Source organism: Mycobacterium sp. UM_Kg27 (assembly GCF_000972905.1).
Lineage (GTDB): Bacteria > Actinomycetota > Actinomycetes > Mycobacteriales > Mycobacteriaceae > Mycobacterium.
This window is the reverse complement of record NZ_JRMM01000382.1, coordinates 1-230: the sequence shown is the minus strand read 5'-3', so window position 1 is coordinate 230 and position 230 is coordinate 1. Positions and strand designations below refer to the sequence as shown.

General features: G+C 70.9%; 1 pseudogene. It reads left to right on the top strand.

From position 1 onward, the window contains the following. Positions 1–230 (top strand): annotated as a pseudogene (locus LI94_RS24250) (PE family protein); the annotation flags it as partial.

Sequence of the window (230 nt, the reverse complement as noted above, 5' to 3'; positions counted from 1 at the left end):
GGCACCGTGTTCGGCGACACGACCGGCAGCTCGGCCAGCGGTACCGCTATCGGTGGCGCGGGCGGAACCGCCACCGGCAACTCCAGCGTCGGCGGCAACGGCAACTACGCCTACGTTGAGGCGGTCGGCCCAAATAGCACGGCAACCGGTACGGCTCTCGGTGGTGCCGGAGGTGGTGCCTTCGGTGGTGGCGTCGGTGGCAACGGCGGCTACGCCTTGGTGGACGGCGG